The 12,335-nt window shown below is 40.1% G+C and carries 12 protein-coding genes; 3 read left to right on the top strand and 9 right to left on the bottom strand.

Annotated elements, in window-relative coordinates:
• The coding region (locus BACCOPRO_RS16230; RefSeq protein WP_040311624.1) for a ParB/RepB/Spo0J family partition protein at positions 1-1,225 on the bottom strand (1,225 nt) is incomplete at its 3' end.
• A 554-nt stretch (positions 1,226-1,779) separates the two neighbouring features.
• Between BACCOPRO_RS16230 and BACCOPRO_RS16220 the strand changes: the two genes are divergently transcribed.
• On the top strand, positions 1,780-3,099 hold the full coding sequence (locus tag BACCOPRO_RS16220) for an ATP-binding protein (RefSeq protein WP_008768657.1): 1,320 nt from the start codon (positions 1,780-1,782) through the stop codon (positions 3,097-3,099).
• Positions 3,100-3,169: 70 nt separating this feature from the next.
• Here the strand turns inward: BACCOPRO_RS16220 and BACCOPRO_RS16215 are convergent, their stop codons facing one another.
• The 8 genes from BACCOPRO_RS16215 to BACCOPRO_RS16180 all read right to left on the bottom strand — a co-directional run bounded on the left by BACCOPRO_RS16215 (position 3,170) and on the right by BACCOPRO_RS16180 (position 10,134).
• Positions 3,170-3,424: an RH3 domain-containing protein gene (locus tag BACCOPRO_RS16215; RefSeq protein WP_004310159.1), complete on the bottom strand. Its 255-nt coding sequence runs from the start codon at positions 3,422-3,424 to the stop codon at positions 3,170-3,172.
• 6 nt (positions 3,425-3,430) lie between these two features.
• Positions 3,431-4,186 (bottom strand): ParA family protein, encoded by a 756-nt coding sequence (locus BACCOPRO_RS16210; RefSeq protein ID WP_007896781.1) that lies wholly within the window; start codon positions 4,184-4,186, stop codon positions 3,431-3,433.
• 238 nt (positions 4,187-4,424) lie between these two features.
• On the bottom strand, positions 4,425-4,838 hold the full coding sequence (locus BACCOPRO_RS16205) for a single-stranded DNA-binding protein (protein WP_004310157.1): 414 nt from the start codon (positions 4,836-4,838) through the stop codon (positions 4,425-4,427).
• Between the two features lie 782 nt (positions 4,839-5,620).
• A complete protein-coding gene (locus tag BACCOPRO_RS16200) occupies positions 5,621-6,397 on the bottom strand; it encodes a TetR/AcrR family transcriptional regulator (protein WP_004310156.1) in 777 nt (258 codons plus the stop codon).
• 572 nt (positions 6,398-6,969) lie between these two features.
• Entirely contained in the window at positions 6,970-7,542 is a 573-nt protein-coding gene (locus BACCOPRO_RS18665) for a hypothetical protein (protein WP_004310154.1), read from the bottom strand.
• A gap of 5 nt (positions 7,543-7,547) precedes the next feature.
• Positions 7,548-8,162 carry a hypothetical protein gene (locus BACCOPRO_RS16190; RefSeq protein ID WP_004310153.1) on the bottom strand — a complete coding sequence of 205 codons (615 nt, stop codon included), beginning with the start codon at positions 8,160-8,162 and terminating at the stop codon, positions 7,548-7,550.
• A 112-nt stretch (positions 8,163-8,274) separates the two neighbouring features.
• A complete protein-coding gene (locus tag BACCOPRO_RS16185; RefSeq protein ID WP_004310152.1) occupies positions 8,275-9,654 on the bottom strand; it encodes a DUF5458 family protein in 1,380 nt (459 codons plus the stop codon).
• A 12-nt stretch (positions 9,655-9,666) separates the two neighbouring features.
• Positions 9,667-10,134: a hypothetical protein gene (locus BACCOPRO_RS16180; protein ID WP_004310151.1), complete on the bottom strand. Its 468-nt coding sequence runs from the start codon at positions 10,132-10,134 to the stop codon at positions 9,667-9,669.
• A 167-nt stretch (positions 10,135-10,301) separates the two neighbouring features.
• Here BACCOPRO_RS16180 and BACCOPRO_RS16175 point away from each other — a divergent pair, with 167 nt between their 5' ends.
• Positions 10,302-10,724, top strand: a complete 423-nt coding sequence (locus BACCOPRO_RS16175) for a GPW/gp25 family protein (protein WP_004310150.1) — start codon at positions 10,302-10,304, stop codon at positions 10,722-10,724.
• Positions 10,725-10,731: 7 nt separating this feature from the next.
• Positions 10,732-12,335 (top strand): type VI secretion system baseplate subunit TssF (locus BACCOPRO_RS16170; RefSeq protein WP_008145335.1); only part of this gene is annotated, 1,604 nt, incomplete at its 3' end.

Here is a 12,335-nt window from a genome sequence, read left to right as displayed (position 1 = left end):
GGGCAATTTCCTTGTTGCGTTTGTCTTGCTTTTCCAACTTCTCTACCGGTGAAAGCGTCTGCTCCTGTTTTGTGTCATTGGTAGTACAGGTAACTTTCGGAACATAACAGAGTACGATGTCCTTGCTCTCAATACGGAAATAAAGGATGATTTCACCTGCTTCACTTCGGGTACGGATTTCTTCGCATTCTTCCGTGTAATCGTTCAAATCCTGTTCGAACTCGCTCTGTGCCTGTTCGTATTCTTCGGTGGTGTCGTACTCATCTTTTCGGGGTGCTTCGGGCTGTTCGGGATATGCCTTTGCATAATAGTTAAGGCTTTCCACTTCGTAACCCATGGCGGTAAGACGTTCTACTACGGCTTCATTGCTGTTGAAACTTTCATAGCAGAGGGATACCTCAGGGCGTTCTTCCATAAGGCGCACGGCTTTCTCCGTGAGATATGCTGCATTCATTTCAGCAAGGCAAGTACGATTGGCGCAATTTCCGCAACCACCCTCGCAAAATAACATCATATTATTTGTATTGTGAGGACACGACAGACAGAGGGTCTTGTCAAATGCGTATCGCTCCAAGTCGGTGGTATATTGCCGTTCGATGTTCCGTGCAACATCAGAGGCTTTCATTCCTCGCCAACTATTGTACTGCACCCCCTCTTTAAGATGCTTGTTGTACACCTCTTTCTGAATATCTTCCCCATAACGGCAAATTTCGCTCGCTACGCTGATTGTGATTTCGTCCTGTTCCAAAAGCTGTGCGATTTCGGGCATTAAGGAAACGAATTTAAGGCGTGTGCGGATATAGCTTTCGTTTTTACCGAACTGCACCGCCAAAGACTGCACATCGTGGCGACCACTATCAATGAGCTTTTGGTAGGCATTTGCTTCCTCTATCGGGGTAACATCCTTGCGCTGGAGGTTTTCAGTTACCGCCATTTCTTCGGCAACTTCGTCTGAAATTTCCATAACGACAGCCGGAATGTCTTCCAATCCTGCCATGAGGGAGGCACGATATCGGCGTTCTCCAAAAACAATCTCAAAGCGGTTGTCTTCTATTGGGCGTACTCCAATAGGCTGTAACACACCCTGCTGACGAATACTCTCGGAAAGTTCTGCAAGGCTCGCTTCGTCAAAATTCTTACGTGGGTTGTAATTGCTCGGCTGCACGTTTGCCAATGCTACCATTGTGATGTTTTTCTCTACTGATTGAATTGCTGTTGCTTCCATAATCATAAAAATTTAATTGGTTTTAATATTTAATTTTTTATTTTCCCTTTGTTCGGTTCTCTTTTCTGCCTGAACCGCTTGGGATTTACAGATGCTTTACAAGGACTGACGAATAAGCGATTTCCGACGCTTTTTCCGGAAAATTACTCTTTCGCAGAAAGGAAGAATTTTATAGGAAATGCACTTCAAAGCGACGGAATCAAGCGCGGCAGTCCACCTTTGCGTCTGGAAAACCAACCGGTGATGGCAGGAATGGACCGGATGAGTGGCATTAAAAGAATATAGAAAAGGAAGAATACGCTGAAAGGCGGATGGTAAAACGGATGGAACTATAAAGGGATGATTAACGATACAACGGGACAAGCGGAAGGACGTAAGACCAGACGGTGTAAAACAGGAATGGAACTTACCAGATAAAAATCCTTTGAGCCATTTCGCTAAATAAATCTGTATCAATTGCCTGTTTTACCAGAAATTTGCATTATTTTTGCAGTAACGAAACAGCCGTTTCGGAAACAGCCGTTTCGGAAATAGCAATAAAAAAGGATAAGGATATGAGATTTTTTGACAGGACAGAAGAAATAGCCTCTCTTCGCAAGATTCGCGAAATGGCCAAAAACAATGCTCAGTTTACAGTGGTAACGGGACGTCGCCGTATCGGTAAGACATCACTCGTGTGGAAGGCATACGAGGACGAACCGATTCTCTATTTCTTTGTTGCCCGGAAAGCCGAAGGCGATTTGTGTGAGGACTACCGGCTTGAAATAGAGAACAAGTTGGGGGTCCCAACCATGGGGCGGGCCGAACACTTCACTGATGTGTTCGAGTACCTGATGAAACTTTCGGCAGAACGTCCCATCACACTCTTTATCGACGAGTTCCAGGAGTTTTTCCGTGTGAACAAATCGGTGTTCAGCGATATGCAGCGCATCTGGGATCTATACAGCCCGAAGTCCCGTATTAACCTGATTGTCTGTGGTTCGATTTATTCCATGATGACAAAGATATTCAAGGATAAGAAAGAGCCGTTGTATAACCGGCAGTCGCGCTTTATGACTGTGCGTCCGTTTACCCCAACTGTTCTGAAAGATATTCTTTCGGAATACAACCCCGGCTACACGGCGGAAGATCTGCTGGCCTTGTACGCTTTCACGGGCGGTGTGGCGAAGTATGTACAACTACTCGTGGATGCAGGAGCAACAGCCAAAACGACTATGCTCGACCAGATTATAAAGGCCGACTCCATATTTTTGGGCGAGGGTAAAGCGATTCTTATCGAAGAGTTCGGCAAGGATTACGGAATCTATTTCTCCATACTATCGGCCATTGCACGAGGAAAAACATCCCGTTCGGAAATTGAAAACGTGGTAGGCAAGGAAATCGGCGGTTATCTTACCAAGCTGGAGAAAGAATACGAAATCATATCGAAGAAGCAACCGCTGTTCGAGAAGAGTTCCGCCAAGAATGTCCGGTATGTCATCGAGGATAATTTTTTCACGTTCTGGTTCCGCTTCATCTACAAGTACAGCTATATGCTGGAGATAGAGAACTATGGAAGTGTGAAGATGATTATAGGTCGGGATTATGAAACTTTCAGCGGTCTGATGCTTGAACGTTACTTTAAACGTGTACTGATAGAACGGCAAGTCTATACGCGTATCGGAGGCTGGTGGGACCGCAAGGGTGAGAACGAAATAGACATAGTAGCTGAAAACGAACTGGACGATACGGCGACATTTTTCGAAGTCAAACGCAAGGCCGAAAATATCGACATGGAAAAACTGGAAGCGAAAGCAGCCGCTTTCATGCGTGCAACGGGAGAGTTCAAAGGTTATTCCCTGTCATACAAAGGGTTGTCAATGACTGATATGTAGCAATACATATCGGCATAACGTACTAACAGAAGTCACAGATTTAAAAGAACGGTAAGCGAGGGACATACCCTCACTTACCGTTTTTTTCCAAATACTCCTTCATCGCCTCATTTACAATGTCTCTCAATGACATATTCTTCTCAATAGCAAGGAATTTCATACGCGTATGAACACTCTTGTCGATAACGAAATTGCAATGTACCGCAGGCTCTTTTTCAGTTTTAAGTGGTGTGGCTTCCTTCTTTTGCGGAGATTTCTTCGTGGATGACAGCAATCCGTCCAGTCCGCTTTTCATACTGTCTTTCAATAAATCACTCTTGCCCATATTGTCTTATTTTAATTTCAAAACCTCTTGTGCTAAAGCCATATAATCTTTGGCTCCATTGCAGTTCTTATTGTACTCAAAGACGTTCTTTCCCTTTATAGGAGCTTCGGCCAGTGCCACATTGTCCCGTACAATCGTTTTGAACACTTTGTCACAGAAAGAGTCATTGATAATTTCAGCTACGCTCTTGTTGAGTGTCTTGCGCTTGTCAAACTGGGTAATAACAATGCCACCAATACTCAGGTTCGGGTTCAGGCGTTCCTTGACAATCTCAATTACGCTTGTAATCTTCGCCATTCCGCGCATGGCGAGGAATTGTGCCTGCACCGGAATAATCAGAAGGTCCGCTGTGGTAAGGGCATTGAGTGTCAGCAAGCCCAGTGAAGGTGGACAGTCAATCAGGATGTAGTCAAACTTCCGACTGTCAAGCAATTTCGCAATCAGGCCTTTCAGTATCAACTCACGTCCCGGCTCGTTTATCAGTTCGGATTCTGCCGCCGACAGGTCGAGACAGGACGGCACAACAGCAAGTCCGTTCTCCAGTTCGATAACCGGTAAGGGATATTCACCTCTCATTGCCCCATACACCGTTTGTTCTTCCTCAATGGAGAGACCACACGATTCTGTAAGATTTGCCTGCCCGTCCATGTCGATAGCCAGTACACGCTTTTTCTTCTGTCGCAAAGCAGCGGCAAGATTGATGGTGGTAGTTGTCTTGCCAACCCCACCCTTATGATTCAAAACAGCTATAATTTTTGTCATAATTTGATGTCTTTATATGCGATACAAAGATAATACTATTCTTAGTAAATACTATAATTAGTATATACTATTTTACTAAAAAAAGTATTTTAGTATTTACTACTATACTAAAATACTAATAAACTAAATGTAGTAAGTACTACTTTCAGTAATAGCTAACTTACTAACTTCCTACTTTACTATAATTAGTAAATACTACATTTAGTATTTGTTGTTGTTCAATACTATATGCACATCATCAGAACGGCAAGTCTTCCTTGTCCTCTTGCGGCATAGCTACCGGTGGTACAGGTGCATTGCTTGCGGCATCCGTCGGACTCTCTGCTTCTGAAGTTGTACCCTCACGCTTTCCGGTATTGATGAACTCCAATGCGTCTGCCGTAATGGATAGTTGAATCTGACAGTTTTCATCCTTATCCTTCCACAGTGAAGCCGAAAGTGTCCCTTCAATGAGCAGTAACCGTCCTTTGGTAAGATATTCGGATAGTCGAATATGGTTCTCTTTCTTACTCCGTACCCTTACCCAAGTAGTGATGCTGTTTCCATGTGAATAGTCATCTACCGCAATATCAAATGCAATGAATGAACCGTGTGCTCCAGTAATAACCTGGCAATCCTTGCCAATGCGACCAATTGTGTGAACGTATAACATAATAAATTCTTTTTGTGGCAGGTGGTTAATCCTACCGTTACCTTAGTTTATAAATATTCTTTATTTCCCTCTGTTTGGCCTGTTTGCGACCTCCGGGATGATTTTTTCTGCATCCAAAGGCGGCAGGAACAATCTGGCAAGGCTGAAGAGGAAAAATACGCTCACCAGCGGAGAGGAAGATTTTTGCGCTTCACTTGCGGCTGAATGCCGGCATTGACATGACTGGGACTGGCGATTACCTTTGCGGAAAAATTCAATCCACGGCAGGTTGCACGGCAGCAGAAAAGCGATAAATAGAAGTATATAAAAAAGGAATAGAAAACGCTAAAGCAGGGAATAATAAAACAGGAGAACGGACATGCAGGACTAAGATCCAAAGACTACCTTGAAACTGTGAATAGTGATATAGTTATATCATTCCGCAATTTCAAGTCTGTTCGTGTACCCTTTGAAAAATAACTTGACGCACTTTATGTAACGCGCTACACAAAGCGTGTCAGATTTTTCTTGTAGCAGGCTATCAGTCCTTATACAAAGGGATATAGAAAAAAATTATAAAAGTAACCGACAATAGCTAACGTCAAATACCCCTTGCTCCAATGACCTGATTAGACTATTAAGTCCATAATCACTTATATGTTCATGGATACACACGACGGCCATACAGATAATGACCGCTATTAATACAAAGTATCCGGATAGGGATTTACGCAGCAATGGAGCTTTGCGAATATTTTATGGTATTCTACTTATCAATATGATATGTACTATAAATAAAATTTTTAGCTTTCCTTTGAAAGTTCTCGTGAATTTCTATGGCTATTTGAAAGTAACATTTTTAAGTCATTTTTATTGATGCCCATGTATTTACATATTTTAAACTCACTTATGCCGTCTGATAACATTTCTTGAGCTGCTTTTCTATTCCTTTCATACGCTTCCAGTTTGTCAAAAATGGCATCTGTTAGAAAATCTATCCATTCGAAAAAGACCTTTTCCCCTTCTTGAGTACTAAAATCTATTGTACAGGTTTTCGCACACCTCCTATGAAGTATCAGATAATAAATTCCTCCAATCAGATTCGCCATAATAGCTTTAATATTGATTTTCGCCGGTTTAAACAGATTGTCATAAAACGCAATCAAATTTAGATTCATAATATCCCGTGTTTCTGCTGTTCTCTTTGTCGTTTCATTAATAACCGACATTTCATAAAGTAACAACTTTTGCATTACAGTGTTATCAGACAAGTTCCTATAAAGGGTCTTGAATGTTTCCGCAAAAAACTTTTTAGGTCCCAATATGTTCAGGCTGGAAACGTCAATAGTATCATTGATCCAGAAATCATACTGCTTGGCAAGCCTGTCGTAAAGGTTTTCCATTGAGCCGTATCTTCTATAAAACACATTAGCTTCTATGTTTGCAGCTTTCATCAATGCACTCAAATTGACATTACCAAAACCATATTCAGCTACAAGCTTTTCAAGTTCGGATATTACCTCCTTGTCTATTTGTTCATTTGTCCTCCTATTTCGAGCTTTCTTTTCTTTCTGTTTCACTATTATATAGTATGTTATAAAAATAAATCTGCAAAAATCAGTAAAAGGAAATATTTTTATTTTAGCTTTCGATAAACTTCTTCTTTTCTGAATTGACGATAATATCCCAAGGTAGGCTGTAAGTATTTATACAGCTATTCCATTCTCTTTTCATTTGTTTTGATATAGAGCAATTGGGTCTGTTGCAAATATACATTTTTATGCTTTACAAACAATAGACAGAATATAAAAACTACGTTTACCAATAAATTTGCATTTCAATAATAGACGTATTAATTTACTTATTTATTATTGCTATATTATAGGAAAATCTCCAATTTGAAAAAAGAACACTCACTACACGAAGAAAACTTGCTGCACATCTACATTAAATCCCTGATAGTTTCCGGTTGCGATAAGAGAAGTCAATTTAAATGAGACCCTAATGATTTCATATAAAGAAAACTTCATGTTGGATTATTCATGTGAGAATTATAAGAATGAAGAAGCATTATATATCGAAAAATGAAACTCTATTTTTTCTTTGAAAGAGGATGTATTACGTTTTATATTCACTGTGTAATGACATCTTATTATTTTGTTGAGAAGTGTTCTTTTACAAAGAATTTCGAAAAGGATAATACATCATCAAAATCATAGAACATATTATAAGTTACGGCTACTAAATAATCAGCTTCCACAAAAACAAGACACATAACAGGAGCCTCTGATATAATATCAATAATCGCATAGTCCTGTTTTTTTAATTCTTCTATTTTTGAGGTTATGGGGGCATGACTCTTTATATTAGATAGAATATTGATTTCTATAGAGTAATATTGTATATTTTTCTTTGATTTATTTGGGACTTTAATGAGATAATGCTTACAACAATATCCGATCTTAGCCAACTCTGTCTGTTCGTTCACATTATTACAAAAAGCGTTTAAAATAGGAGAGATTATGTATTTATGAGACGAGACAAATAAAGCAGTATCTTTGGAATTAGTATCCTCATAGACAATATTATTATCCCAACAATAATTGAAATTTTCAAGTACCTTATATGAAAACTTATCAGATATACTATCGCTACAGATTGCAGCAGCATGAAGATATGCACACATACAAAATATAGTACATAGTATATATTTTATGTTACACATAAATCTTATCTCCTTTTTATACTAACTTCTTTATAAAAATTCGCTTTAATATTGGGTGGAGTAGCATATTCAATTTCTATATAAAGTTTTTTATAAAAAACTAATTCAGAAATTGCACTATCCGCATCAACTTGAGTTGACCCCGATAATTCTTTTACTTGATCTTTAAACTCACTAAAACTTCCTATTATTTCAACGCACCCTGCTGCTCCCCATCCAATATGAGTAAGATCTTCAGGACCAGCGTGAATGTAAAAAGTTCCTTTTAGAACTATTGCACCATTATGTTGAGAATATGTATTATGTACCTCATAGGCTTTTTTATATTCTGGTGCAGGCTGCCTATTGAGCTTATGCAAGCCACTATTAACCCATCCAATTGTTTTATAAGAACTAAAATTTGGTGGGTTATAATACGGCATGAAGCGTAATGCTTTCCATGTATATTTTACACTTTGACCTTTATCATCAGTACCTTTGATATAGACATAATATACAGGGACTCCATAGAGCTCTATTTTGCTATTCTTATCCATATCACTGCATGGATAAGATTTTGCATAATAGGTATCCCCAGTTTTTGTACCAGAAATAATAATATCCACATCTCGGAGTTTCATATAAGTAAAGATTTCAATAATAAGACATATAATTTCAGCAACACATGACCCTGATAAATGATTTACAGATGGGCATAACTATGCCCATCTGTAAATTTAAAATTATTCAATACTATTCTTGATGATATTCGCTTTCCCAAATAGCATCTTCCGGATTATCGCCTTTATGACCGGCAAGCTGTATCACGAAGCTTTTTGCCGGGAAATACGGTGTGATGTGGATGTCAAGAAGCACACGGTCTTTCTGATTCGGGTCTTGTTCAATCTTCATAACCTTGAAGCGTTCGATGAGTTTGTTCGGTCCCATTACACTATCGAGGAATTTCACAACCTGACCACGTAAATCTGCTTCCGTGCGAGTAGTCCAATTTTCAAATGCCCGACGGTTCAGGAAGTCAATCAGTACCTTCGTTATATAGTCGAATACACGAACTACGGAGTAGGTCTGCAAGCCAAGATTATCTCCATTAAATAATGTCTTGGCGGAGAAAGCCATAACCTTGCTGTACTCGTTCACCATCGGCACAAGACCCATACGTTCAAGCTCGGAAATCTCGCTCTTGCGAAGGTCGAAGCGTACACTTTCTACTTCATTAAGTCCACCAAATTTCTTTCCGGCTACTACCTGAGACATTAAGGTGTTGTATATTTTTCCGGCAAGTGAAGAAGATGGCGGAATATAAAGATTTTCTTCTTCTCCAACGCTTTCCTCTCTTTGACGACCAAGCAACCAGTTACAGGTCATAATAGTATTCGATTTGAACACATCTCCACTCGTATGATTGGCATTGAAGAATATATCTACTACATCGTCCGGAGTTTCGAGGTCTTGGAAGTCTGTAACAAGAAAAACCTTGTTCTCGTATGCCATTTTAGACCACTTATCCAAAATGGCATTTGAGCCTATATATCCAGGAACGACAAGCAAGGAGTAGTTGCGACGCAGGTCAAGACGGTCAAAATTCTGTTTGAGTTCGTTGCTAATGTGGTCAGCGAAAATGGTATTGTCCAAATCCTGAAGCTGCTCCATGGTCGCATTGACAATGGTGACATTCTTCACCTTATCACTTTCCGTGTTCTTGTAAAAGAACGCAATAGTGCGATATGCGCTTTCAAGTTCCCGTGTCCTGGCAAGAGCATTCTTCAAGTTATGATTAAGAAGGTTCTCGGCGTTTTCTGCGGTTTCTTTGGCCTTGTCCCGCATTTGTTCGGCAGTGTCATTCTCACGTAAGAGTTTGAGCCATACGCTTAAGCGATTAACCAAGGCCTTACGTTCATTTTCCCACTGTTCATCCGTGAGGAAGATGTTGCGACGGGCCTTTCGTGCCGGATTAAGATTGGAATACCCATCTATGATATTTTCAAGAAAAGCGAAGCCACCAAATTCTTTGAGTTTGTCTATTGCCGATGCAGATGACTTTTGCGCCTGTTGTGATACGACTTTCTGTGAGGTTGTCGTACTGGCTGTCTGTTGTTGAGTTTCCTGCTTCATCTTAGTAAAAGATTAAAGTTCTACTTTCTTTTGATTTGCCAGAATCTCCTCGATTGATGATTCAATCACGTCCATAATGGCATTTTTGACTTCCGGATTTTCAAGTGCTTTCTGTAAAGCGCGGTTGGAAGTAAGCTGGCGAGTTATTCTGACACCCTGCTCTTTCTCAATGTCAAGTTTACTCAAGAAATCACTCTTCTCTTTAATCTTCTTGGCTCCGAAGTCTCCAAGTCCGGTGAATGTCATGATTTCCTTGATTTCATTACCTTCCGCATCCACGTGGCATAAGTCAACTGTTGGTTCAAAACGTTGGAACACATCTTCAATGGTTTCCAAACCATACACGCTTTCCGGAGCCGCAGGAGCTTCATCTGTCAGTTTTTGAACTATCAAAGTTCGGTTGGAGGGGATTTCCGCGATGGATTCGTTCGCATCGACTTTTACTTCGTTGCCTCCAATTCCATAATTGTAGATTGCCATAGAATTTACTTTTTAATATCATACTTTTTTTATAGCTCTCTTTTGGTTTTGTGACCGTACGCAATATATGAATTATTTCTGAAACCGTCAAATTTTTAGGAGCATTTTATTGGCATCTAACAAGGAAAAGAGTATATTTGCGAAATAGAATAAAATAAAAGAATAGTATGACTTACCTGAAAATGCCATTACAATTGCAATCGGCTGTTGCCAAGAAATTGCAAAGGTGTTCCTATCAGGAATCGATAGCCCAACACATCATGCTACTGATTCTTTCTCACCATGGGGAAGTTATCGGCCGAGAAGACTTTGGTTCCATGATATGGGACCTTGAGTTCAACCAACTTGTGAAAATCAGCGATTGGGAGGAAGGAGTAAAAAACTCCTTAATAAAAACGATAGAGAAATATGAAAAGAGACTACGGAATGTAGATGTGAACGTTACCCTTTTGGAAATAGAAGAAGAAAATATAGATAAAGTATCTCATATCCGAAGAAAGGCACAAATAACGGTGACCGGAATAATGGATAGAACCAACGAGAAATTCAGTTTTAACACCTCATTATATATAAGCCCTTTATCACAATAATCGAACTATGTCAGACAAGAAACAAATTGCAATAAAGGAACGAATATTAAAGCAGGCTATGGAGTTTTGGGGTGTATCCGATATACGCGATATGGACCCCGTGATAGATTTGCTGCTTGAAGTTTTTGCCCATGAGTCCAACAAGCTGCATCAAGAAATAGATCAGTCCGATTCACGGATACTTCACCGCCTGTCCAGAATACTCATAGGAAACAAATGGTCGCTGCCAAAGCCGGCCCATGCGCTTATGACTATTACCCCCAATCATGGGGAATGTTGCGAACTTGATGCCGAAGATCATTTTTATGCAGAGAAAAACATATTTGGCAAAGGGGATATTCAAGTCTTTATAACCCCTTTGTTTTCCTATAAACTGGTTGATGCAAAAGTCAAAGCAATCGCATACAACGATAGTATAAGGCATTCAACCGATAGCTTTAACACTCCAACACGCTTCCTTGGCCCTAAAAACCGGATAGCGGATTATTGCGTCTGGGTCGGGCTGGATGTGTCTAAAGAAGTCCTGCAAAAAATAGACTCTGTGATGTTTTGTATCAAGCCTTCCGATATGGGGCTGCTTCCGTTTATGAAAATGGCTTTCTTCTATGACTGTACAGGAAACCGATTAAATGTAAAAACAGGTCTTCATGTTGAAGATCCATATAGTAATGCGCACTACTTTGATGAAATCCGCGATTTTTATAGTGACCTATATTTTAATGTGAGTATAAAAGATGCTTCCAAAGAGAAGCATACCTACCGAGAAATGTTTCCCGGTTATGTGGCCGACTGCGAGGTTCCGGACGACTCTGAGAATCTCTTTTGGGTCAAGATAGTCTTTCCGGAAATATTCACGAAAGAAAGTCTTGAAAATCTGGAAGTATATTTGAACACATTTCCGGTTGTAAACAGACAAATCGTTTACAAACAGCATAATTTCCGTTCCACCGGACGAATTATACCCCTGAAATGTCCGAGCCGTACACAATTCTTGAACATACGCTCGTTTCAAGACAACAAAGGCCGGGAGTATGTAAACCGACTGAACCAGTATGAGGAAAATCCGACAGGTATATTCAGTCTGTATTTTGGCGACCTTGAACGATTTGATTCGGACAGCGCCCGCTCATTAATTTCAAAAGTGTTACAATTATTGAAAGAAGACGGGAGTGCTTTTGCTTCAATGAATCCGGATGCACTTTCGACGCAGCTCAAAGAGTTGTTCAACAAGATAAATGATATAGAGAAAGGATTGGAGGCCACGCTAAAAGGAGATAACAAAATAAAGGCCTTTGTTTTAAGTGTCCCCCAAAAGGATGCGACCAATGCCGAGATAAAATATTGGGTGACTTCCGGTTCTCTGGCGAACGGTTTCAATGAACGCACACTGATACAACAATTCAACATAGAAAAATATGACGCTTCAGGCATCATGTTGCGTACTTGTATGCAAGGAGGAACAACGCATGATAGCGAACAGGAACTTATTCATAGTTTAAGGTACGGTCTGTTGTCCCGGGAACGGATTATATCTAAAGAAGACATCAAAAGCTACTTGTTGCACAAGCTGGGAAAACACGTTGAATCAGTCGAAGTCGGTAATGGTGTAGC

The sequence above is a fragment of the Phocaeicola coprophilus DSM 18228 = JCM 13818 genome (assembly GCF_000157915.1).
In the GTDB taxonomy this organism is placed as follows: Bacteria; Bacteroidota; Bacteroidia; order Bacteroidales; family Bacteroidaceae; genus Phocaeicola; species Phocaeicola coprophilus.
The sequence above is the reverse complement of the archived record's forward strand: the minus strand, read 5'-3'. Positions and strand labels throughout refer to the sequence as shown.